This window comes from Mesorhizobium sp. B2-4-18 (assembly GCF_006441385.1).
GTDB classification, from domain to species: Bacteria; Pseudomonadota; Alphaproteobacteria; order Rhizobiales; family Rhizobiaceae; genus Mesorhizobium; species Mesorhizobium australicum.
Genome location: NZ_VFUW01000010.1, coordinates 49,954 through 73,216, shown reverse-complemented (window position 1 = coordinate 73,216; position 23,263 = coordinate 49,954). Strand labels below are relative to the sequence as shown.

The window sequence follows — 23,263 nt, the reverse complement described above, 5'->3', positions numbered from 1 at the left end:
AAGCCGTGGACAGTTGTCGAGGTTTCCCATTGTCGCGAAAGACGGTGCTTTCATCGGCTCGGTTGCCACCGCATCTTGATGAACGAGAACGATTTTCCCCGTGGCAAGACATCCCTGTCGCGGAAATACGGTCGGCCGAATACGACAGTCCGGAAAACCTGCACTTCGAAGCCATCGAAGCCACGGCCGTCGGTTCAGCGGTTCTCGGCCAGATGTCCGGACCCGTCAAGCATGCCACACGCAAAGCGAGCAACATCGCCAATGACGACAAGGACGGCTATCTGCTGATGATCAACAAGGCCAACACCATGCTGTCAGGGGTACATGCCGGCCGCGAATATGCCGTCGGCCGGGGAGAGGCCGTGCTTGTCACCGCATCGGAAGCTCTGAAAATGAACGGTGCCGACAGCAATGTCTGGACGAATGTGGTGGTCCCACGCGCGATCCTCCTGCGCGCCTTCCCGCAGATCGATGACAGGCTGGGGCTGAAGATCGGCGCCGACAGCGAAGCCCTCGAGCTTCTCAAACGCTATTGCCTGCTTCTTGAAAGCGGCAGCCCGCTTGCCTCCGCGGATCTGATCACGCACGCGACGGACACGATCGTGGATCTGATCGGCCTGGCGACCGGCGCAAAAGGTCGGGCTGCCGAACTGGCCGGGCTTCGGGGCCTGCGCGCTGCCAGGCTGGAGGCCGTCCTCGCAAGGATCGCCGAGGATTTTATCGACCCCGGCATCTCCGCCCAAAGTGTCGCTCTACAACTCGGCCTGTCGGTGCGCTACGTCCACGACCTCCTTCAGGAGACGGGAATGAGCTTCTCCGAACGCGTTCTCGAACTGCGTCTGCAGAGCGCCCACAGGATGCTCTCGCACAAACACAGCGACATGCGGGTCAGTGACATCGCCCTGACAAGCGGATTCAGCGACGTATCGTACTTCAACCGCTGCTTTCGTCGCCGTTTCGGCTATACGCCGACAAGCGCCAGATAAGTTTTGCAGCCTTCGCCAGCAGTCCGGTACCGCCCGTGCGAGGCCGTTCCGCAGCGGCTTGCGCCACCGATGACGCCGAACTGCCACAATGCGCGCAAAACACGCTGCTTTTCACTCCAGTCCAATTCCGGTGCGGCCCTGCCCAAGACAAGGCCGGGCTCCAATGACATGTCAGCCTCAGGGTGAAACGACTGTCATGTCAGGGGATCGAATGCCGCGGAATGCATTTGGAGGCCGCAAGGCCAACGCATTGAAAAACCTGGCGCTGGCGTCGACGGCACTGGTCTGCCTTGGCCTGCCGATCCCCGCATCGGCAGCCGAGATCTGGACCGGCGCCGCCTCCACGGATTGGTTTACCGCCGGAAACTGGAACCCCGCCGCTGTTCCGACATCGAGCGACGATGTCATGCTCGATCCGGTGTTCCCGCACCCGACCGTGGTCAATGCGGCGAATGCGGCCGCTCATTATCTGTTTGTCGGCACCATTTCGAGTTACTCGGGCTCGCTGACGATCACCAATGGCGGCACCCTCTCCGACACTGCCGGCTATCTCGGCTACGCTTCGGACGCGAGCGGCACCGTGAGCGTCACTGGAGCAGGCTCCGTCTGGAGCAACAGTTCGGACCTTTTCCTTGCCTTGGGTACGAACAGCAACGGCACCTTGACGATCTCCAGCGGCGGCGCTGTGAGCGACAAAGTGGGTCATGTCGGCTACGGCCCGGGCACCGGCACCGTAACGGTGGACGGCCCGGGCTCGACATGGACCAACAGCGGAGATCTTTATATCGCCGAATTTGGCACAGGCACGCTGGACATCACCAATGGCGGCGTGGTCAGCAATGCCATGGGCACCATCGGTTGGCATGTAGGCTCCACCGGCACGGTGACGGTCGACGGAGCGGGTTCGACCTGGACAAACTCCTCCCACCTATACGTCGGCGATCAGGGCACCGGTGCGCTGAAAATCTCGAACGGCGGCAAGGTCAGCAATCTGAGCGGTATCCTGGGCAACCTGGCGGGCTCCAGTGGCACGGCAACTGTCGACGGTGCTGGCTCGACCTGGGCGAACGCGGCCCTTGCGGTCGGGAACGCGGGCTTCGGCGCGCTGACGGTCACGAATGGCGGCGCGGTCACCAGTTCGGTGGGCTATGCCGGCTATGCCGCGGGCTCCAAGGGCCTGGTGGCGGTCGACGGCGTCGGCTCGGCCTGGACCAACACTTCGGACCTCTTCATCGGCTTCCAGGGCCAGGGTACGCTGACGGTCTCGAATAGCGGCGCGGTCAGCAACACCATCGGTATGATCGGCGCGCAGACGGGCTCGACCGGCATCGCGTTCGTCGATGGCGCCGGCTCGATCTGGACAAACAGCTCCAACCTGATTGTGGGCAATTTGGGTAACGGCGCACTGGGGATCACTCACGGCGGCGTGGTCAGCAACACCTGGGCCGCTGTCGGCGCGAAGACGGGCTCCATCGGCATGGCGTTCGTCGACGGCGCCGGCTCGACCTGGACCAACAGCGGAAACCTGAGTATTGGCGATTTCGGCGCCGGCACTTTGGCGATAAGCAATGGCGGCGCCGTCACCAACGCCTGGGGCTTTGTCGGCAACTCGGCGGGCTCGGCTGGCGAAGTGTTCGTCGACGGCACGGGATCAAAGTGGACAAATAGCGGGAATCTCTACCTCGGGGGTCTCAGCACGGGCACGCTGACGATCTCGAACGGCGGCGCGGTCAGCGACACTGTGGGCGCTGTGGGCACCATGGCGGGCTCGACGGGGTTTGCCACTATCACCGGTGCGGGCTCGACCTGGACAAGCAGTTCCGACTTCTATGTCGGCGATGGAGGCACTGGCACGCTGAAAATCCTGAACGGTGGCGCAGTCAGCAATGCCATGGGCTACGTTGGCTTCGAGGCGGCCTCGACGGGCACGGCAATGGTCGACGGTGCAGGCTCGACCTGGACCAACAGCGGAAACCTCAAGGTTGGGGTTGCGGGCACGGGCACGCTAGTTGTCACGAACGGTGGCGGCGTGAGCAACCTTGCTGGCTATCTCGGATATGCCGCGGGCTCGACCGGGACGGCGACGGTGGACGGCACCGGCTCAACCTGGGCGAATACGGGCGAACTCATTGTCGGCCAATCAGGAACCGGCACGCTCGACATCACCAATGGCGGCGCCGTTAGCAACCAGACTGGCTCTGCGGGCTACGACGTCGGGTCCATGGGCACCGTCACGGTCGATGGACCGGGTTCGAGCTGGACGAATTCCGGCGACCTGTTCCTCGGTTTCAAGGGCGCCGGCACGCTCCAGGTGGCAGATGGCGGCCATGTCCTCAACCAGGCCGCGCTCCTCGCAGTGTTTGAAACCGCAACCGCCACCGTGACGGTGGACGGGGCGGGATCCTCCTGGAGCACCGATGACAATCTTATCCTGGGAAGCGCCGGTCACGCGGCACTTTCCATCTCCAGCGGCGGTTCAGCGGATGCAGATTCCGTCTTTGTCGGCCAGGCGGCGACAGCCACCGGTGCGGTTACCGTCGACGGCGTGGGCTCGAAATGGACCAACAAGAACGGCATGTACCTTGGCGGTCTGGGAATCGGCACTCTTGCCGTCACCAATGGCGGCGTCGCATCCGGCGGCGGCACCTACATGGCGTTCGCCGCCGGTGCCACCGGCCAGGCAACCGTTGATGGCCCGGCCTCACTGTGGGAGATGCACGGCGACCTGGATATCGGGTTCGGCGGCACTGCTTCGGTGACGCTCTCCAACGGCGGCACCGCTCTGGTGGACGGCTCTACCGTGATCGCCAGCCAGGCCGGCTCTGTCGGCGCGCTTAACATCGGCGGCGCGGCGGGCTCCGCGGCGGCGGGCGCCGGCGTCCTCGATTCGGCAACGTTGCAGTTCGGCTCCGGCACCGGCACGCTCAATTTCAACCATACCAGCGCGAACAATGGCTTCGCTTCGGCGATCAGCGGACTGGGGACGATCAACCAGATCGCCGGCAACACCAAGTTGACCAGTAATTCCTCCGGCTTCACCGGGACGACGAACGTTCTCGGCGGCGGCCTCTATGTCAACGGCTCGCTCGGCGGCGCGATAAATGTCACCGGCGGCCTGCTTGGCGGGTCGGGCACGGTAGGCATTGTGACCATTGCTTCGGGCGGCACCTTTGCACCGGGCAATTCGATCGGCACGATCAATGTTAGCAACACAGCCTTCTCGGCCGGTTCGACTTACGCAGTTGAAGTCGAAATCGGCGGCACATCCGATCGGATCAACGCCACCGGTACGGTGACGATTGGCGGCGGCACGGTCGACGTCATACCCTATCCGGATTATGCGACCGGCACGACCTATACGATCGTCACGGCGGCAGGCGGTGTCACCGGCACCTTCGACAAGGCCAGTCTCGAAGACGGCTCGATCTTCATTGCGCCGACGCTCACCTATGACGCGAACAATGTCTATCTCAACCTGGCCAAGGCAAGCTTTGCCAGTGTAGGCCTGACGCCGAACCAGATCGCCACCGGCGGCGGCGCCGAAAGCCTTGGCGCCGGCAATCCGCTCTTCGATGCCATCTTTGCCTTGTCGAGCGAGGCAGCCGCCCAGGACGCTTTCGACCAGCTTTCCGGCGAAATCCATGCCTCGGCCAAGGGCCTGCTGATCGAGGACTCCCGCTTCGTTCGCGACGCCGCCAACAGCCGCATCGCTGCCGCCTTCGGCGATGCCGGCGCGGCGGCACTTCCGGTCATGGCCTATGGCGAGGGCGGCCCCGAGATGGTCGCCGCCGATACCGATCGCTTCGCCGTCTGGGGCCAGGCGTTCGGTTCCACGGGCAGTAGCGACAGCGACGGCAACGCCGCCGCCTTCGACCGCTCGACCGGCGGCCTGCTGGCCGGCGCCGACACTTTGGTCGGCGGCTGGCGCGTCGGTGTTCTCGGCGGCTACAGCCATTCCTCCTTCAACGCCGACGATCGCAATTCCTCCGGCAAGAGCGACAGCTACCATCTCGGCCTCTATGGCGGCACCAATTGGGGCGCCATCGCCTTCCGCACCGGTGCGGCCTACAGCTGGAGCAGCCTCTCGACCAAGCGCTCCGTCGCCTTCACCGGTTTTGCCGATCAGCTCTCGGCCAACTACGATGCGGGCACCGCGCAGATGTTCGGCGATCTCGCCTACAAGGCCGAGACCAGCGGGGCCTTCAAGTTCGAACCCTTCGCCAACCTCGCTTATGTCAGCCTGCACACTGAAGGCTTCAGCGAAACCGGCGGTGCGGCGGCCTTGACCAGCGCTGGCGCGAGCAGCAACGTCACCTTCGCCACGCTCGGCTTGCGCGGCTCGACCGATTTTGGGCTTGGCGGCGTCAATGCCACCGCGCGCGGCATGCTCGGCTGGCGCCACGCTTTCGGCGACGTCACGCCGACTTCAAGTTTCGCCTTCGCCGGCGGCGACGCCTTCACCATCGCCGGCATACCGATCGCCAGGAACGCGGCGGTAATCGAAGCCGGCGTCGACATGAAAATGTCGCCCAATGCCACGCTCGGCCTGTCCTATTCCGGGCAGTTCGGTGGTGGCGCCGTCGACAACGGCGCCAAGGCAAACCTCAGCGTCAAGTTCTGACGACAACAGGCCGCCGGCTCGCGCCAAATTGACGTCGCGGGCGGTCCTGGCGTCTGTCCCCTGCTCCGGCGACGGCACCGGCGGTTTCGAGGTCAGCGCGGTGCCGGCGGCGGCCACGATCACGGCGGCGATGCCGGCCAGTTGCGGCGTGGTCAGGCTTTCCCGCAGGAACAGGAAACCGGCCAGCGCGCCGAGCCCCGGCTCGAGGCAGGTCAGCGTGCCATAGATGCGCGCCGGCATGCGGGTCAGCGCCACCATTTCCAGGAAGAACGGCAGCGCGCTGGAGAACAGGCCGACGAGCAACGCGCTGACCAGGATCGACGGCGCGAGCAGGCCGCTTCCCGCCTCGGCAATGCCAAAGGGCAGCACCAGCACAGCGGCGATCGCCATGCCATAGGCGGTGGTGCGGGTGCCGAGTTCCGCGCCCGCCTTCTGCGCCAGAACGATGTAGAGCGCCCAGAACCCGCCGGCCGCCAGCGCCAGCATCACGCCGATCGGGTCGAGCGGCTTTAGCGAGTGGATGAAGGGCGACAACAGCACGATGCCGGCTACCGCAAGCGCGATCCAGGCGAAGTCGCTGGCCCGCCGAGAGGTCAGGGTCGCCACAAGCAGCGGACCGGAAAACTCCAGCGCTACCGCGACGCCAAGCGGGATCCTGGCAAGTGCCGCGTAGAACAGAAGGTTGAGCGCGCACAGCGTCACCCCATAGGCGACGAGCCACGGCATGGTGGCGCGCGACGGCCGTACCTGCCAGGGCCGCAGCACCGCGATCAGCATCAGCGCGCCGATGACCAGCCTGAGCGTCGTCGTGCCTTGCGCGCCGATCACCGGAAACAGCGTCTTGGCGAAGGTGGCGCCGATCTGGATCGACACCATGGCGCCCATCAGCGCCGCGACCGGCAAGGGTGCGGCTTCGCGGCTGGCAACCGGCATTGATGTCACTTGTGCTTCATCCCTCCATGCCCCGAGGCGAAAACCTGCCCGGCAGCAATGCAATAGGATGAACCGGCCTGGCTGTCGTGAGACAGCGCGGATGCCTCGATGGGGGCACGGCCAGAGGCGGCCGATGCCGTAGGGCGATTCCGCCACCGACAGGGCATCCGGCACCGGCGCGACACCGATGGCCGCCGGCCCACGGACGCGTCGCTGGCGGCGGCCTGGTTGAGTTCGACGACGGTCCCTGCCCTGAGCAGATGCGCCGTAGTCGGTCAGCGTGGTGGGCGAAAGCGCCGTGCGCCGCGCCAGTTCGGCACGACTGCGGACCGTCGTCGCGCAGCACGCGCAGGATCGCCGCTCCAGACTGGATTTGGCAGAACGCCGAACCCGCCCTAACCAGTTGGTTTCCTGGAATTGCCCTAGGCCGCGGCGGCGGAGCGCTTGAACACGATCGTGACCCGGGTGCCTTCGTCGGCGCTGGAAGTCACGTCGAACTCAGCCTTGGCGTTCTCTGTCAGCGATTGTGCGATGAGCGCGCCGAGCTTGCCTTGCTTGGGCCAGCTCTCGCCTTCCGGCAACCCGATCCCGTCATCGGCGACGACGACGCGACAGCCATCCCCGTTCACGACGCTGTGCAGCGTGATCGTGCCGCTGTCACGCCCGCGAAATGCATGCTTGAGCGCATTGGTCAGCAATTCGTTGACCACCAGGCCGGTGGGCATGGCAACGTTGATCGAAACCGGGTAGGTGTCCACCTTCATGTCGAGGCGAATGCCCTCGACAGCATGCGAACTCATCACGGCTGACGCGATCTGGCTCAGATAGACGCCGAGATCGACCTCCTCCTTGTGCTCCTCGCCCGACAGCGTTTGATAAAGGATGGCCAAGGCGTCGACGCGGCCGGCCAGTCTTTCGAAGCGTTTCCGGTCCGGCTCGGTCGCATTGCGCGTTTCGAGGCGGATCAGGGCGGTGATCATCTGCAGATTGTTCTTCACCCGGTGCTGCAATTCCCGCAGCAGCGTGTCTTTCTCGCGGACGCGCTCCTCGATCGAGCGCGCATCTTCGGTCTCGCCATGGGCCGAGACGTCGACCAGTGCCACCAGCCGGAAGCAGGCCTTGCCGTTGTCATCCTCGATGACGTTGGAATAGACGTCGACGATCGCAGGCTTGTCCTCGGCCCGCTCGAGCCGGAACGTGCCGACGAAATCGGTCCCGTCGACCACCGCATCGGACAGCGCGCTGTCCTTCTGCTGGTGCAGGCCAATGCCGGAAAGTGCCGCCCAATGCTTCTGGGCGAGGCTGGCCGCCTTCAAGCCCGACAGTTTCTCGAACTCCGGATTTGCATAGACGACACGTTCCTGCCCGCCGAGGTCCGAAACGGCGATGGCAATCGGCACCTGGTCGAGGAACTTCTTGAACTGTTCGCTTTCCAGCGCGCTGGCAAGGTCGGGCGTTTCCAGCAACTGCTCGACCGTTTCCGCCTTATCTGAATTCGATGTCATCTCTTGCATCCAGGAATTTTCTGGACGCCACCAATATCAGCGAAGCGATGCGCGAGCTATCGCCAAAAGTGCCACTTTCACCGGCATCAGGACTAGGCCCGCGCCGGCCTGGTCCCGCGCAACGGAAGCGCCATGGTGAAATCCAGGCCGTCGCCAAGATAATTCACCTTGATGATGGCATCGCATTGCAAGCGTTCCCCAGCCTGGAACCCCTGCAGGAACCCGAACCGGTCAACTCTGGCCGGCCACCTTCGCCAGCCGCGGACCGGTCTTGCCGTCGACGATCTCGGGCCTGGCGCTGTCGACCGCGCCGTCCCAGCCGCCGCAGAGCGCCTTGTTGAGGGCGATGTAGTCGGTCGCCAGAAGGACGCGGCTCTGCAACAGCGAACCTCGGCCGAGTAGAGCGAGCGCTGGGCCTCGCGGCCACCGAGCCACGTTCAAAAACCTGTCATGTGAAGAACCCTTACTGCTGGTTGGCCGTCACCGGCGTTTCGCCCTTATCCTGCCCGGGATCTGGTTTGGCCACCCTGCCCTTGAAGATGCGCCGCACCGTGACGAACAGCAGCGGCACCAGGAACACACCGATCACGGTCGCGGCGATCATGCCGCCCATCACGCCGATGCCGACGGAGTTCTGCGCGCCCGAGCCGGCGCCGCTGGCGATCGCAAGCGGCGTGACGCCGAGGATGAAGGCCAGCGACGTCATCAGGATCGGCCGCAACCGCTGTCGCGCCGCCTCGAGCGTTGCCTCCACCAGCCCCATGCCGGCCGCCTGCCGTTCAATGGCGAACTCGACGATCAGGATGGCGTTCTTGGCGGCGAGGCCGATCGTGGTCAGCAGGCCGACCTTGAAATAGACGTCGTTGGTCTGGCCGAACAGGCTTGCCGCCAGCAGCGCGCCGAAGATGCCGATCGGTACCGACAGCATCACCGCGAACGGGATCGACCAGCTCTCATAGAGCGCGGCCAGGCACAGGAACACGACCAAGGCCGAGATCGCATAGAGCGACATCGCCTGGTTGCCCGAAAGCCGCTCCTGATGCGACAGCCCGGTCCATTCATGCGAATAGCCGGCCGGCAGTTGCGCGACCAGTTTGTCGATCTCGTCCATCGCCGCACCCGAGCTCACGCCCGCTGCCGCCGCGCCCTGAATCTCGACCGCGGCCGAACCATTATAGCGTTCGAGCCGGGGCGAACCGAATGTCCAGTGGCTGGAGGCAAAGGCCGAGAACGGCACCATGGCGCCGCTTGAATTGCGGACCTGCCATTTGTCGAGATCCTCCGGCTGCATGCGGAAATTCGCGTCCGATTGCATGTAGACCGGCTTCACCCGTCCCCGATCGATGAAGTCGTTGACGTAATCGCTGCCCCAGGCGCTGGACAACGTGTTGTTGATGTCGGCAAGGCTGACGCCCAGCGCGCTCGCCTTCTCCTGGTCGATGTCGACCGAGAATTGCGGCTGGTCCTCCTGGCCGTTGGGACGCGTGTTTGCGAGCACCTTGCTCTGCCCAGCCAAGGCCAGAAGCTGGTTGCGCGTCTGGATCAGCGCGTCATGGCCGGCGCCGTTGACGTCCTGCAGGTAGAAATCGAAGCCGTTGGTGTTGCCGAAACCCTGGATGGCCGGGGGCGCCAGCGCGAAGACCTGCGCATCCCTGATCTTGGAGAACGCGCCCATGGCGCGGCCGGCGATCGCCTGCGCGGCCATTGCGGCCGACTTGCGCTGGGCGAAATCCTTCAGCCGCACGAAGCCGATGCCGACATTCTGCCCGGCGCCGCCGAAGCCGAAGCCCGACGCGGTGAAGACCCCGTCGACGGCGTCTTTTTCGTCGTTGAGATAATGGTCGGTGACTTGCTTCAGCACGCGCTCCGTGCGGTCCTGCGTGGCGCCGACCGGCAATTGCACGCTGGTGATCAGGATGCCCTGGTCCTCTTCCGGCAGGAACGAGCTCGGCAGCCGCGCAAACATCCAGCCCATGGCGACGACGATGGCGAGGAAGATGGCAAGAAATCGCCACGACCGGTTGATGATGCCGTGCGAGCCGTCGCGATAGGCCGTCGTGCCGCGATCGAACATCCTGTTGAACCAGCCGAACGGACCGGTCTGCGTGGCATGGTCCTTCGGCCGCCGCAGGATCGTGGCGCACAATGCCGGCGTCAGCACCAGAGCCACCAGCACGGACAGCACCATGGCCGAGACGATGGTCACCGAGAACTGCCGGTAGATGATGCCGGTCGAGCCGCCGAAGAAGGCCATCGGCACGAACACCGCCGACAGCACGGTGGCGATGCCGACCAGCGCGCCGGTGATCTCGTTCATCGATTTTCGCGTCGCCTCCTTCGGCGACAGATCTTCCTCCTGCATGACGCGTTCGACATTCTCGACCACGACGATGGCGTCGTCGACGAGCAGGCCGATGGCCAGCACCATGGCGAACATGGTCAGCGTGTTGACCGAATAGCCGAACAGCGACAGCACGCCGAACGTGCCCAGCAGCACCACCGGCACCGCGATGGTCGGGATGATCGTCGCCCGCAAGTTCTGCAGGAAGATGAACATCACCAGGAACACCAGCACGATCGCCTCGGCTAGCGTCTTGACCACCTCCTCGATCGACAGCCGCACGAAGGGCGAGGTGTCGTAGGGATAGACGACCTCGACGCCTTGCGGGAAGGTCGAGCTCAGCCGGTTTATCGTCGAGCGCACCGCTTCGGCGGTGCTGATCGCGTTGGCACCGGTCGCCAGGTTGACGGCGACGCCCGCCGCCGGCTTGCCGTTGTAGTTGGCTTGCGTCGTATAGCTTTCGGCGCCGAGTTCGACGGTGGCGACGTCGTTGAGGCGGACCAGCGAGCCGTCCGTCTGGCTCTTCAGGATGATATTGCGGAACTGTTCGGCGGTTTGCAGCCGGCTCTTGGCGGTCACCGTGGCGTTGAGCTGCTGGCCCTTGCGCGCCGGCAGACCGCCGAGCTGGCCGGCCGAAACCTGCGTGTTCTGCGCCTCGATGGCGCTCGCCACGTCGCTTGGCATCAGCGCGTATTTGGCCAGCTTGTCGGGGTCGAGCCAGATCCGCATCGCATAGCCCGAGCCGAAGAGCTGCGTCGAGCCCACGCCTTCGACGCGCTTCAGCGTGTCGTTGACGGTGGCGTCGACATAGTCGGCGAGGTCGGTCGAGTTCATCTTGCCGTCGCTGGAGACGAAGCCGATGACCATCAGGAAGCCGGTCGAGGATTTGGAGACGGTGATGCCGTTGCTCTGCACTACCTGCGGCAGTTGCGACTGCACCAGCTGCAGCTTGTTCTGCGTCTGCACCTGGGCGGTGTCGGGGTCGGCCGAACTGGTGAAGGTCAGCGTGATCGACGCAGAACCGGTCGAGGTCGACGTCGCCGTCATGTAATCGAGGTTGTCGATGCCGGTCATGCCTTGCTCGATGACCTTGGTCACCGAGTTCTCGACCGTCTGGGCGTCCGCGCCCGGATAGGTGGCGCTGATATTGACCGTGGTCGGCGCGATCTGCGGATATTGCGAGATCGGCAGCGTGGTGAGTGCGAGCAGACCGCCCAGCATGATCACGATGGCGATCACCCAGGCGAAGATCGGCCGGTTGATGAAAAATGCTGACATCGTCTCAGTTCCCGGTCGACGCGGCGGGTTGCCGGCCGGTGCTGGCCACCTTGGATGGGGCCGGCAAGGCGGAGGTCTGGCCGCGATCCTTGATCTCACCGGTCGCCTCGTCAATCGTCACTTCGACGCCGGTCGCATCGCCGCCGGGGCGCACGAGCTGCAGGCCCTCGACGATGACACGGTCACCATCGCCCACGCCGCTGTCGACCAGCCAGCTGTTGCCGACGGTGTTGCGCACGGCGAGCACGCGCGTCTCGACCTTGCCCTGCGCATTGATGACCATGGCCGTCGCCTCACCCTTCGTGTTGCGGGTGACGGCGCGCTGCGGCACGAGAAAACTGTTCTGGGCAACGCCCTCCTCGACCAGCGCCCGCACATACATGCCCGGCAGAAGCAGGCGGTCGGGGTTGGGGAACTCGGCCCTGAGCGCGAACGTGCCGGTGGTCTGGTCGACATTGGCGCCGGCGAATTCCAGCTTGCCGGTCTGCGCGTAGATGGTGCCGTTCTCGAGCTTCAGCTTGACGCTGACATTGGGGCCGCTGAACTTCAGCCGCCCTTCCGAGATCGCCTGGCGCAGGTTGAGCAAATTGGTGCTCGACTGCGTGACGTCGACATTGATCGGGTCGAGCGAACGGATCGTGGTCAGCACCGTCTCCTGGTTGGCGGTGACCAGCGCGCCCGGTGTCAGCGTGGACTTGTCGATGCGGCCTGCGATCGGCGCGGTGATCGAGGTGCGGTCGAGGCTGATGCGCGCGGTTTCGGCGCTCGCCTTGGCGGAAGCCACATCCGCCTGCGCCTGCGCAAGCGTGGCGGCGGCGTCATCATAATCCTGTTTGGAAACAACGTTCTGCTTCAACAGGCCGGCGTATCTGTCGAACTTGGCCTGCGCGGTAGGCACCGCCGCCGCCGCCTTCTGCTGCGCCGCGACCGCGCTGTCATAAGCCGCCTTGTAGCTCGCCGGGTCGATGAGGTAGAGCGGCTGTCCCGCCGCCACCTCGCTGCCTTCCTTGAACAGTCGTTGCTGGATGATGCCGTTCACTTGTGGACGCACCTCGGCGATCAGCGAGGCCGCCGTGCGCCCCGACAGTTCGGCTGTGATCGCCACCGATTGCGGATGCAGCGTGACGACGCCGACTTCCGGTTTGCCGACGCCGCCCATGCCTGCGGGAGCCTTGCCGCCCTCTTGTGAGCAGGCCGCCAGGAGAAGAGCCGCGGCAAGCGCCGTCCAGGACGCGAACCGGCGAACTGGCGGGGAGGACTGCCTAGACTGCATGGACATGGCTGAATGATCTTTCGCTGGGGGTGCGGTGACCGCCTGGGCTTTGGCCAATGCAAAGCGAGGCCAAACGCCGGCGGTCGCAGGTGAGGCTTGAGGCGGACGATGTCGTGACGAGGGGTCGCGCCCACTTGCGGGCGGCGTCGAGCGGTGCTTCGAAGCGGCTCATGTCGCGCTCCTTCTTCCTGGCTGGAGCGCACCCGAGGATCGGATGGCTGGCCGCGATGCCCTCCGCGCCATTATGCCGATCAGCACCGACATGCCAAGCGCCTTGCCAGGTCTCACGCGATCTTGCGGTCATGATTTCCGTGGCCATCGGCGTGCCGCGAGATCGGCAGCGACAGGCGCCAGGCGGCGAATTCCAGCCGGATCGCGCCTTGCAGCGTGTCGACCGGCAAGGCCGGCGGCCTTGCGGCATGATCGATGCGCCGGCCGAACGAATATTTCGGGCTGGCCGATGCGATCAGCCGCAGCAGCATCAGGGCTTCCCACATTGTCGTGCCTTGTTGCATGGGGTGAATCCGGGAAGGCGCGATCCGCCATCCCGGAGAAGGAAACCCGGCCGGCCCGGGAACGGGTTGGGTACCGGGGCCGGCCGGCGCAGCCGGTCGGTTGTCAGCCGTTCCCGGGCTGGGGCGGCGGCATCGGGCCATCATTGGGCGGGCCTGCCGGACCGACTGCGTCATTCGGCGGGCCGCCCCATGGACCGGGGGGTGGTCCATGTGGGCGTTCCGCCGAAACGAGGATTTCGAGCTGTTCAGGCGTGAGCTTGGCGCGCAGCTCGGCGATCGCGTCCTTCAGCTTGGCGGCCGAAGCCGCACGCGCCGTGACGTCGTCTGCCAGCCTTTCCTGGAAGGCGAACGGATCGGGCTTGCCGGCCGGCCCTGCATCGGGGCCTTTCGCCTGCGGCCCGCCATCCGGCCCTCCAGGCCCGCCAGTGCCACCCGGACCACGGTCCGGCCGCGGTGGCGAAAGCACCGCCTGCAGCGCGCTGGTGTAGTCGCGCCAGGCGTCGAGCTGTTCGCTGCGGATGCCGACGCGTGTTTCGAGCGCGGCGAGCCGGGCGGCCAGCATGAATTCCGGCGGCGGCCCCACGCGGCGGGGGCCGAAGCCTTGCGGGCCGAAACTGTGCGGGCCAAAACCCTGCGGACCCCATCCTTGCGGAGGATGCGGCATCGAGCCATGGTCCGTTCCATCCTGCATTGCCATGGCAGGCGGCGGCCCGCCTGGCGCCGCGCCCGGGTCGGGCTGCGCCGCCAGCGCGGGGTGGATGGCGGCGGCGGAAAACAGGCCGACCGCAAGAAGTCTGCTTCGCATGACGGTATTCCTTTCATCCCTGCTTTGGACGTCAGGAGGATAGGAAGCGTGTTTGTCTGCTTCGCGTCGGCATGTTGCCGAAGGTTTCCGCAAAAGGGCAATTTGTTTCCGAATGTTTCCATCCCCCGGCCAGAAACATTGGGTTGCAATTTTCCATGCCGCTTGCGCGCGCGCTCCCTATAATCAGGACAAGCCCGGGATCATGGGCAAGGGCACGATAATGCAGTCACAACCCCACATCCTCGTCGTCGACGACGACCGCGAAATCCGTACGCTGCTCGGGCGCTATCTCGACGGCCAGGGTTTTCGCGTCTCGGTGGCGGCCGACAGGCGCGAATGCGAGCAGAAGCTGGCCACTGGCCAGTTCGACCTGGCCGTGCTCGACGTCATGCTGCCGGATGGTTCGGGGCTCGACATCTGCCGGGGCTTGCGCGACCGCAAGCCGCATATTCCCGTCATCCTGCTGACGGCGCTGAAGGAGGATGTCGACCGCATCATCGGGCTGGAACTCGGCGCCGACGACTATCTCGGCAAGCCGTTCAACCCGCGCGAGCTCACCGCCCGCATCCGCGCCGTGCTCAGGCGCTCGACGCCGGAAGAAGCGGCACCCGCGCCCCCACCCCGCGCCTACCGCTTCGCCAGCTACAGGCTGGAGCCGGACACCCGCAAGGTGACGGATGCGCAGGGCGCGGCCGTCGATCTCACCGGCGCCGAATTCGACCTGTTGCAGGTGTTCCTCGACCGCCCCGGCCGGCTGCTGTCGCGCGACCAGCTGCTTGATCTCACGCAAGGCCGCGAGCGCGACCCGCTCGAACGCTCGGTCGACGTGCTGATGAGCCGGCTGCGCCGCAAATTCACCGACACCGGCGACGGGCCGCTGTTCAAGACGGTGCGCAATGGCGGCTACCAGCTGACCGCGCGCGTCGAGACGGTGGAGGCGCAGGCGTGAACTCGCTGCGCCGCCGCCTCATCCTTTTGCTGGTCGCCTCTATCGTCGGTGTCGTCGGCCTGGCGACGGCGGCGGTCCTCAGCGTGCGCGGCGGCGGGCCGCCGCCGGAACTCGTCGTGCCATGGGTTGCCCAGCAGATGGAACTCGTGGTGCGGCTGCTGCCGGGGCCGATACCGGATGTGCTGCGAGTGCAATTCAGCGACCGGCCGGCGGATGGCAAGGTGGACCGGCAGGAGACGGCGATGCTCAATGATCTGCTGCGCCGCCGCGGCTTCGACGTGCTGGCCATCGTCAGCGACAAACCGGGTGAACCCAGCCAACGTGCCTCGATGCGCCTGCCCGACAGCCGGTGGGCGATCCTCGAAATAGCACATATCGACCCGCCCAGGCGCGAATGGCTGGTTCTTGCCGGCTGGATCTCGCTGATCGTGGCCGGCGCCACCGCCGTCTCTGTCTATTTCACCTCGGTGCTGATCCGGCCGCTCGAAATGCTGGAGGCCACCGTCTCCAAGATCGGCAGCGACGGCGTGCTGGCGCCAGTGCCGGAGGTAGGCTCGGCCGAGGTCAAGGCCACGGCGCACGCACTGAACCAGCTCTCGTCCAGGCTGAAGACCGCCATGGAAAGCCGCATGCGGCTGGTGGCCGCCGCCGGCCACGATCTGCGCACGCCGATGACGCGCATGCGGCTGCGCGCCGAATTCCTCGACGAGGAGCGCGACAAGTGGCTGCACGACCTCGACGAGCTCGACCGCATCGCCGACAGCGCCATCCGCCTGGTGCGCGAGGAGGTGAACCAGGATGCCGTCGAGCCGCTCGACCTGGAAAAGATGGTGCGCGACATATCTGCCGAGATGGTTACGCTCGGCCATTCCGTCTCGATCGGGCAGCTGGACAGGGTTGCGGTCCGCGCCGGCGCGCTCGGCCTGCGCCGCGCCGTGCGCAATCTGGTCGTCAACGCCGCCACCCACGGCAAGGCCTGCACGATCGCGCTCGACCTCGCCGACAGGCGCGCCGTGCTCTCCATATCGGACGTCGGCCCGGGCATTCCGCCCGACCTCATCAACAAGGCCTTCGAGCCCTTCTTCCGCGTCGACCCCGGCCGCCAGCAATCCATTCCAGGCGCCGGCCTCGGCCTCGCCATAGCCAAGGAGATCATCGAGCGCTACGGCGGCACCGTGACGCTGGAGAACCGCCAGGGCGGCGGGCTGGCGCAGACGGTGGTGTTCGCGGCGGTGTGATTGGGTCAGGCCCGTCCACATCGCGAAAGGCAGCCCAATGCTGGGACTGCCAAGCAACGAGGTCTGCGAAGCGCGCTACGACGTGGCGCGCAGATTCCTGCGGATGGGACGCCTGCCCGTTGCACGGGCTTTCTCGGCCACCACGGCAGCGATCTCCACCACCTCGCCCTCGCGCGATTTGCCGTTAGTGGCCTTGTGGAGCCGCTCGTAGGGCAGCAGTTCCTTGATCCGGGCATTGAGCGACGCGATTTCGGCCCGCAAATCCTCGCATTCCTGCCGCTGGACATCCCGTTGTATGTCCTCCGATGCCTGTTGCAGCGCAAGTTGCGAAAGATTGGCGTTCGCTTTCGAAAGGCTCAGCTTGTCGGCTTCGTTCTCGTCGGTGAGCGCGGACAATCTTTCATCGGCGATTTTCTTTTCGGCCACTGCGTCGTCCAGGTCGGTCTTGAGCCTGGCGATTTCGGCGGCGGCCGCACTGTTCTCGTTCGAGGCCCGCTCCAGCCGCGATTCCAGGTCTTGGATCTCGGACCGCAATCCGCGCATCTCCGTCTGGCCGCGAGCCCGTTCGGCTTCCCAGTCACCTTCCATCAGGCTGGCCGTTTCGGTCTTTTCCGCCAGCTTCGCCTGTGTGGCCTCGAGCGCCTTCTGCAGCCGGATCTCCTCTTTCTCGCTCTTGCCAAGCGCCGCCATCAGTTCGGCAAGGCGCGCCGCTTCGCTGGCGTGGACTGCCGAAAGCTCGTCCAGCCTGTGGCGCGCCTGGCTCTCCCGCTTCAGCACCTTGTCGAGTTCGACCGACAGGCTGACATGTTTTTCCCGCAGCATCTTGCTCTCGCGCAAGCGCCTGTTGGCCTCGACCGTCCTTGCCGTCAGCCGGTTGGCGATGTCGCCGAATTCCGCGTCGCGTTTGGCGCTGGCATTGCCCATCTCGGCGAGCTCGAGCCTTGCCGCCGCGAGCGCTGTGCGAAGCGCATCCCGGTCCTGGACCAGGTCTGTCTCGCGCTGCTGCAGCACTTCGCACGTGCTGTCACGCTCGCGCAGCTTCGCCGCCGTGTCGTGCAGCTTTTCCGACAGCGCTCGTTGCTCGGCGATCAGGCCGGCGTTTGCGAGCTCCAGCTCATTGGCGCGAAGAATGTCGGTGTGGAGGATGTTGAGGAATTCGCGCGTCAGATGGTGCGAGGTCGAGATTTCCGACAATTTGCCGTTGATCTCATCCAGATAATCCCTGGCGTCGTGGAACATTCCTTCGAAGGCGTTCAACGCCGCGAGCCGGGTCTGGGCATGGGGCGTCAGTCGTGGCGTGGTTTCGGCGGTGTCGGTGTTGCCCGCATCGTCGGGATTGTCCGCGCCCTCCGCTTGCGCCGCATCGGCTTGGGGTGGCGAGACGGTTGACGCGTCATCGGGGATATCGTCGCCCTGCGGCGGTGCCTCGAATTCGCTGTCGAGGCTGGCATCCAGGGCGTCCGCCAGATCGTCCTGCAACTCCTGGAGTGCGTCGTCTACGTCTTCAGCACGCTTGATCAGGCTCTTGAAGTTCATACGGAACTCCCTCTTACGCAAAGAAAACCAGATATTTAACAAACTGCTAATATGTATCCTTACATCCGCTTATTCCGCAGGGGAAGCCCCCCTAGGGAAATGTAAATTTCAGACATTTGGGGATTTGCACCGCCGCGACAGCCAGTGCCGGGTCCCGGGCTGGCACAGACCGTAGCGTTCGCGGCGATGTCAACGCTTCTCGTGCATATTCGGTGTGCAGCCTGATATGCTGCCAGCAAACGGCTTGCAGGTCGAACGGGAGGGGATGGAGATGTCGATCAAGGTGATCGGAACCGGCTTTGGCCGAACGGGCACGGATTCGATGCGCGAGGCGCTGGCCATTCTCGGCTACGGCCCCTGTCATCACATGCATGAAGTGATCGGCAACGAGGAGCAGAAACGGATGTGGCGTGCGCTGGCCCAAGGTGCCGCGCCGGACTGGAACCAGCTGCTGTCGGGCTATGTCTCCTGCCTGGACTGGCCTTCGGCGTACTACTGGCGCGAACTGATCGAATTCTATCCGAATGCCAGGGTGATCCTGACCTACCGCTCGGCCGAAAGCTGGTGGGAAAGTTTTGAAAAAACGATCGCGGCGGGACTTGAGCAAAGCGTCGATCAAGAATCGCTGGGCCTCGCCCTGATCGCCAGGCAGGTGTTCGGCGGCCGGTCCGGCGATCGAGCGCATGCCATTGCCTGCTACGAAGCCAATGTCCGTGCGGTGTACGCCGAAGTGCCACCGGAGCGGCTGCTGGTCCACGCTCTTGGCGATGGCTGGGAACCGCTGTGCACTCATCTGGGCGTTGCGATACCGGATCAGGACTATCCCAATCGCAACAGCGCCGCGGGCTTCAGGTCGAGATTTTCGCTGAACTGATCTGGACGAAAACCGGCGGTGCCGGCCCGGCAATCCGGGTTCCTCGCCCCCTGTGGAGCGGGGCGAGGAAAAGGCGCACCGTTTTTACCCCGCCATGGCCAGCGGCACGGCGCTCTTGTTGGGGATCTGGATGTCGATTTCCAGCGTCGACATGGTCTCACCCCGCTCCATTGAGACCTGGAGATAGTCCTGGTCGATCTGCACATGCTTGGCGATCACAGCCATGATCTCCTCCCGCAGAATGGAGACGAGGTCGGGCTGGCCACGGCTGCGGCGCTCATAGGCGAGCAACACCTGCAGCCGCTCGCGCGCCACCGGCGCGCTGGTGCGCCGCTTGAAGAGGTCGAGGATGCTCATGCGGCCCTCCTTCCGAGCAGACGGTCGAGGAAACCCTTGCGTTCGAAGGGCACCACCACCGGCAAGTCTTCGCCTTCAAGCCGCCGTGCCGCTTCGAGATAGGCCTTGGCGGCGTTGTTGAGCGGTTCCGACAGCGTCACCGGCGAACCGAGGTTGGAGGCGCGCAGCACATCCTGGCTTTCCGGGATGATGCCGAGCAGCGGCACCGACAGGATTTCCAGCACGTCGTCGATCGAGAGCATTTCTCCCCGCGCGGCGCGCGCCGCGTCATAGCGCGTGACCAGCACATGCTTGGCGATCTGCTCGCCCTGTTCGGCGCGCATGGTGCGGGCGTCGAGCAGACCGATGATGCGGTCGGAATCGCGCACCGACGACACTTCCGGATTGGTGACGATGACGGCCTCGTCGGCAAAGCGCATGGCGAGCTGCGCGCCGCGCTCGATGCCGGCCGGGCTGTCGCAGAAGACATAGTCGAAGACCGAGCGCAGCTTGTCGATCACCTCGCCGACGCCGTCCTCGGTCAGCGCGTCCTTGTCGCGCGTCTGCGACGCCGGCAGCAGGAACAGCGTGTCGACGCGCTTGTCGCGGATCAGCGCCTGTGACAGCTTGGCCTGGCCCTGGATGACGTTGACGAGGTCGAACACGACGCGCCGCTCGGCGCCCATGATCAGGTCGAGATTGCGCAGGCCGACATCGAAATCGACCAGCGCCACCTTCTTGCCGGTCTTGGCGACCGCGGCACCCAGCGCGGCCGTCGAGGTGGTCTTGCCGACGCCCCCCTTGCCCGATGTGACGACCACTACCTTGCCCATGGAAAAAGCCTCCGTTGCCTGTTGTCGTTTGTTGTGCCGTGCGCCGCACGGCTGTTGTCAGAGCCTGCCATCATGCCATCCCAAACCGGTCCGAGGCTTGCGCGCGGCGATGCCTCGGCGCTTGTCCGGGCCGGAACCGTGAAGCCGGGCGTCAGCATCGCGCCGCCCTAGTTCAGCGGCACGACGGCGAGCATGTCGCCTTCGAGGAAGGCCTGCACGGCCTTGCCGCGCGAGACGCCTTCCATCTCTTCGGCGGTGGTGTACCAGCCGTCGACCGAAATCAGCTCCGCCTCGTTCTTGCGGCAGAAGATGCGTGCCGAGCGGTTGCCCTGCGAGCCGGCGATGGCGCGGCCGCGTAAGGTGCCATAGACATGGATAGAGCCCGCCGCGATGATTTCGGAGCCGGACGCGACCGAGCCCAAAACGATGACATCGCCATGTGGATGGAAGATCGACTGACCCGAGCGGATCGGCGACTTGACCATAAGCGTGCCGGCCTGGACAGTTTCGATCGCGCCGGCTTCCGCCTTGGCCGCCTTGCCCTTGCCCGCCTCGGCCCTGGCTTCGCCGGCCTTGCCCTCGCCTCCCATGACTTCGCCGGCATCCTTGCCGCGATCCGAAAACACCGTTTCCAGCTTGCCGGCTTCATCAGCCGCCTCAGCCTTGCCCTTGCGGCCGGGCTGCGACAGCAGGCCATCCGTGGTGGCCTCCTTGGCGCCGCCAAGCAACGGCGGCAGGTCAAGCCCGAGCGAGGCCCCTTCAAGCTCGATGGCATAAACCCGGATGCCCCGTGCACCGAGCGAAGCAACCAGCAGCCCGATGTCGCCCGCGTCGGGCTTCAGCACGTTTAGATCGAGCACCACCGGCCGCCCCGCAAAATACCCCGGCGAATTGCCGATCCAGTGATCCAGCCCCTCCAGCCAGGCGGAAATCGGCGCCTCCGGCGTGAGCGTAAAGGCCACGAACGAACGGGCGCGAAAACGAATGGATTTTGTTTCGACGGGGGCGGCAAAGGTCACGGCCAGCGAATCCTTACTGAGAGGTAAACGCTAGGGGGTTAATGGTTAACGAATGGTTAACGTGGAGAGGGCAACTCGGCAGCTGGTGCGAGAAATTGGAAGGTCGGCTGAGCGCCCTGCGAAGACCGACGGCAGGTGCGGCTCCTCCCGAAGCAAGAACATCAGCGGCGGCGCGAAGCTGATCGAATGGCTGCTACCAAATGGGCATCTTCGAAGGGCTTGCTGATCAACGCCACGTCGTGAGGGCGGTCCGAGATCTTCTCGGCATCGGCGTAGCCCGTGACGATGAGTGCCGGCCAATCCGCGCGCAGGCTTCGGGCGAAGCGGATGACGTCGATGCCCGAAATGAGCGGCATGGCGAAGTCGGTTACGATGACGTCGAAACGGTCCGGTTCCTTTTCGATGGCGGCCAGTGCCTGGGCGCCGCCGGAAAACGCCGTCACGTCGAAACCCGATTGCCGCAGCGACATCGCCGTCAACTCCCGCAGGGATTGACTGTCGTCGACGAGCAGAACAGTCGGCAACTGATCCTCGGCCGCCGTCGGGAGGTCGGTGCCGGCATTGTTGGCGGCACTGGCTTCGAAAACGAGCCCATCCCTGGCGGTAACGTCTTGCGCCTCGCGTGAACGGGGCAGCCAGAGCTCCATGGTGGTGCCGTGGCCAAGCTCGCTGTCAATCCTGAGCGTGCCACCCGACTGCTTGGCGAAACCATAGACAGTGCTGAGGCCCAGACCCGTGCCCTTCCCGATCGGCTTTGTCGTGAAGAACGGCTCGATCACCTTGCTGATGACATCCGCGGCGATACCTGTCCCGGTGTCCTCGACCGCAAGCCTGACATAGTCGCCCGCGGCAAGCCCCTGGCCGGAATGGCCGACGCTGCGATTGTGGGCCCTGACGCAGATTGTCCCGCCGGAAGGCATCGCGTCGCGGGCATTGAAGACCAGGTTCATCAAGGCAAGCTCAAGCTGCGCCGGGTCCGCATGCACCGGCCATATGTCGTCACCGACATGCCAGTCGAAGCGCACCAGGCCGCCCAGGATCGGCGCCACAAGGCCGGTCATCGTGTCTCCCAGGCTCGACATCCGCACGGCAACCGGTTTCAGATCCTGGCGCCTTGAAAAGGCGAGCATGCGCTGGATGAGGTCCTTGCCCTGGGAAGCGGAGCGGCGCGTCATGTCGAGAACCTGGGCCGCCTTGCCGTCGAGGCTCACTTGCCTTTCCAGCAGGCTCAGCCCGGAGAGGATCGCCGCAAGCAGATTGTTGAAATCGTGGGCAAGTCCGCCGGTCAGCTTGCCGATCGCATCGAGCCGCTGCGATTGCAGCAATTGGCTTTCCAGGTGGCGCTGCTCGGTGATGTCCTGCATGGTGCCCAGCAGTTCGAGCCCGGCGCCATCCCTGGCGACCACTCCCTGGTCGAGGAATATCCGGTATTCCTCATTGGCGCATCGCCAGCGGAACTCGCACGCATAAGAGCCGGTCTCGTGGGCGGCCGAAAGCGATCTTGTCACCGCGTCCCGATCAGCCGGATGGACCCGGCTGATGCCGAAATCTGGATCCGACATGAACCGCTCCGGAGAAAATCCCGTCAACCGCTCGACCCCCTTGGAAACATAGCTTGCGGCGAATGGCGCCGCGGCCGCGCGAGCGTGAAAACAGATCGGCAGCGAGGCGAGGATCGTCTCCTGCCGGGCCTCGGAATGCCGCAGCGCCCGCTCGGCATCGAGCTTGTCGGAGGTCGCCTTCAGTGCTCGCTCAAGCAGCAGTTGCTCCCTGGCCGCATTCCGTTCGATTTCCCTCGTCTTTTCATAGAGATCGACGAAGACCATGACCTTGGACCGCAGCATCGACGGGTCGAATGGCTTGAACAGATAATCCACCGCGCCGGCGTCATAGCCGCGCAACATATGTGCTTCTTCCTTGTTGATGGCGGTCAGGAAGATGATCGGTGTGGCGTTCGAACGTTCGCGCCTCCGGATCAGCGAAGCGGTTTCGTAGCCGTCGAGACCGGGCATCAGCACATCCAGCAGAATGACGGCGAAGTCGTCCTTGAGCAGAAAGCGCAGCGCCTCGTCGCCCGACTGGGCGCAAATCACCTGCCCGACCCCGTCAAGTGCCTCCTCAATGGCAAGGAGATTTCGCGCATCGTCGTCGACAGCCAGAACGCGAACCGGCCGCAGCTTTTCGAACGGTTCGCTGCTTTCTGCTTCCATCGCCGCCATTG

15 protein-coding genes and 2 pseudogenes are annotated in these 23,263 nt (G+C 65.0%); 5 read left to right on the top strand and 12 right to left on the bottom strand.

Features of this window, described 5'->3' with window-relative positions; translation table 11 throughout:
* Positions 1-29 precede the first annotated feature (29 nt).
* On the top strand, positions 30-986 hold the full coding sequence (locus FJ527_RS22755; RefSeq protein WP_140824067.1) for an AraC family transcriptional regulator: 957 nt from the start codon (positions 30-32) through the stop codon (positions 984-986).
* Between the two features lie 211 nt (positions 987-1,197).
* Positions 1,198-5,607, top strand: a complete 4,410-nt coding sequence (locus tag FJ527_RS22750; RefSeq protein ID WP_181166449.1) for an autotransporter outer membrane beta-barrel domain-containing protein — start codon at positions 1,198-1,200, stop codon at positions 5,605-5,607.
* 63 nt (positions 5,608-5,670) lie between these two features.
* Here the strand turns inward: FJ527_RS22750 and FJ527_RS22745 are convergent.
* The 7 genes and pseudogenes from FJ527_RS22745 to FJ527_RS22710 all read right to left on the bottom strand — a co-directional run.
* Positions 5,671-6,549: pseudogene (locus FJ527_RS22745) on the bottom strand (DMT family transporter); the annotation flags it as partial.
* Between the two features lie 413 nt (positions 6,550-6,962).
* The gene (locus FJ527_RS22735; RefSeq protein WP_140792425.1) at positions 6,963-8,045 is read right to left on the bottom strand and encodes a histidine kinase dimerization/phosphoacceptor domain -containing protein; all 1,083 of its coding nucleotides are present in this window, start codon (positions 8,043-8,045) and stop codon (positions 6,963-6,965) included.
* Between the two features lie 231 nt (positions 8,046-8,276).
* Positions 8,277-8,464, bottom strand: a pseudogene (locus FJ527_RS22730) (RND transporter); the annotation flags it as partial.
* A 44-nt stretch (positions 8,465-8,508) separates the two neighbouring features.
* Entirely contained in the window at positions 8,509-11,664 is a 3,156-nt protein-coding gene (locus tag FJ527_RS22725) for an efflux RND transporter permease subunit (RefSeq protein WP_140824066.1), read from the bottom strand.
* A 4-nt stretch (positions 11,665-11,668) separates the two neighbouring features.
* Positions 11,669-12,943 (bottom strand): efflux RND transporter periplasmic adaptor subunit, encoded by a 1,275-nt coding sequence (locus tag FJ527_RS22720; RefSeq protein WP_140617987.1) that lies wholly within the window; start codon positions 12,941-12,943, stop codon positions 11,669-11,671.
* Between the two features lie 278 nt (positions 12,944-13,221).
* A complete protein-coding gene (locus FJ527_RS22715) occupies positions 13,222-13,452 on the bottom strand; it encodes a hypothetical protein (protein ID WP_246677780.1) in 231 nt (76 codons plus the stop codon).
* A 103-nt stretch (positions 13,453-13,555) separates the two neighbouring features.
* A complete protein-coding gene (locus tag FJ527_RS22710) occupies positions 13,556-14,257 on the bottom strand; it encodes a hypothetical protein (RefSeq protein WP_015316928.1) in 702 nt (233 codons plus the stop codon).
* A gap of 220 nt (positions 14,258-14,477) precedes the next feature.
* On the opposite strand from FJ527_RS22710, the gene FJ527_RS22705 reads away from it, so the two are divergent.
* Positions 14,478-15,206 (top strand): response regulator transcription factor, encoded by a 729-nt coding sequence (locus FJ527_RS22705; RefSeq protein ID WP_140617985.1) that lies wholly within the window; start codon positions 14,478-14,480, stop codon positions 15,204-15,206.
* Positions 15,203-16,444 carry an ATP-binding protein gene (locus FJ527_RS22700; protein WP_015316926.1) on the top strand — a complete coding sequence of 414 codons (1,242 nt, stop codon included), beginning with the start codon at positions 15,203-15,205 and terminating at the stop codon, positions 16,442-16,444. Before FJ527_RS22705 ends, FJ527_RS22700 begins: the two co-directional genes overlap by 4 nt.
* A gap of 75 nt (positions 16,445-16,519) precedes the next feature.
* Here FJ527_RS22700 and FJ527_RS22695 read toward each other — a convergent pair whose 3' ends face one another.
* On the bottom strand, positions 16,520-17,980 hold the full coding sequence (locus FJ527_RS22695) for a hypothetical protein (RefSeq protein WP_140824065.1): 1,461 nt from the start codon (positions 17,978-17,980) through the stop codon (positions 16,520-16,522).
* A 226-nt stretch (positions 17,981-18,206) separates the two neighbouring features.
* Between FJ527_RS22695 and FJ527_RS22690 the strand changes: the two genes are divergently transcribed.
* Entirely contained in the window at positions 18,207-18,854 is a 648-nt protein-coding gene (locus tag FJ527_RS22690) for a sulfotransferase family protein (protein ID WP_342447678.1), read from the top strand.
* Positions 18,855-18,938: 84 nt separating this feature from the next.
* On the opposite strand, the gene minE is transcribed toward FJ527_RS22690, so the two are convergent.
* The 4 genes from minE to FJ527_RS22670 form a co-directional block, all read right to left on the bottom strand.
* A complete protein-coding gene (gene minE / locus FJ527_RS22685; RefSeq protein ID WP_015316923.1) occupies positions 18,939-19,211 on the bottom strand; it encodes a cell division topological specificity factor MinE in 273 nt (90 codons plus the stop codon).
* On the bottom strand, positions 19,208-20,023 hold the full coding sequence (gene minD / locus FJ527_RS22680) for a septum site-determining protein MinD (RefSeq protein ID WP_015316922.1): 816 nt from the start codon (positions 20,021-20,023) through the stop codon (positions 19,208-19,210). The genes minE and minD overlap by 4 nt, the downstream gene beginning before the upstream one ends.
* Positions 20,024-20,190: 167 nt before the next feature.
* Entirely contained in the window at positions 20,191-21,042 is an 852-nt protein-coding gene (gene minC, locus FJ527_RS22675) for a septum site-determining protein MinC (RefSeq protein ID WP_140824064.1), read from the bottom strand.
* Positions 21,043-21,203: 161 nt separating this feature from the next.
* Positions 21,204-23,261, bottom strand: a complete 2,058-nt coding sequence (locus tag FJ527_RS22670; protein ID WP_140824063.1) for a response regulator — start codon at positions 23,259-23,261, stop codon at positions 21,204-21,206.
* Between the last annotated feature and the right edge of the window lie 2 nt (positions 23,262-23,263).

Bases quoted from the DNA above. Each gene is read 5' to 3' on its own strand.
- FJ527_RS22690 (WP_342447678.1), top strand. From the start codon at position 18,207: ATGCTGCCAGCAAACGGCTTGCAGGTCGAACGGGAGGGGATGGAGATG.
- FJ527_RS22750 (WP_181166449.1), top strand. From the start codon at position 1,198: ATGCCGCGGAATGCATTTGGAGGCCGCAAGGCCAACGCATTGAAAAAC.
- FJ527_RS22695 (WP_140824065.1), bottom strand. From the start codon at position 17,980: ATGAACTTCAAGAGCCTGATCAAGCGTGCTGAAGACGTAGACGACGCA.
- FJ527_RS22705 (WP_140617985.1), top strand. From the start codon at position 14,478: ATGCAGTCACAACCCCACATCCTCGTCGTCGACGACGACCGCGAAATC.
- FJ527_RS22710 (WP_015316928.1), bottom strand. From the start codon at position 14,257: ATGCGAAGCAGACTTCTTGCGGTCGGCCTGTTTTCCGCCGCCGCCATC.
- minD (WP_015316922.1), bottom strand. From the start codon at position 20,023: ATGGGCAAGGTAGTGGTCGTCACATCGGGCAAGGGGGGCGTCGGCAAG.
- FJ527_RS22725 (WP_140824066.1), bottom strand. From the start codon at position 11,664: ATGTCAGCATTTTTCATCAACCGGCCGATCTTCGCCTGGGTGATCGCC.
- FJ527_RS22720 (WP_140617987.1), bottom strand. From the start codon at position 12,943: ATGTCCATGCAGTCTAGGCAGTCCTCCCCGCCAGTTCGCCGGTTCGCG.
- FJ527_RS22715 (WP_246677780.1), bottom strand. From the start codon at position 13,452: ATGCAACAAGGCACGACAATGTGGGAAGCCCTGATGCTGCTGCGGCTG.
- minE (WP_015316923.1), bottom strand. From the start codon at position 19,211: ATGAGCATCCTCGACCTCTTCAAGCGGCGCACCAGCGCGCCGGTGGCG.
- FJ527_RS22670 (WP_140824063.1), bottom strand. From the start codon at position 23,261: ATGGCGGCGATGGAAGCAGAAAGCAGCGAACCGTTCGAAAAGCTGCGG.
- FJ527_RS22735 (WP_140792425.1), bottom strand. From the start codon at position 8,045: ATGACATCGAATTCAGATAAGGCGGAAACGGTCGAGCAGTTGCTGGAA.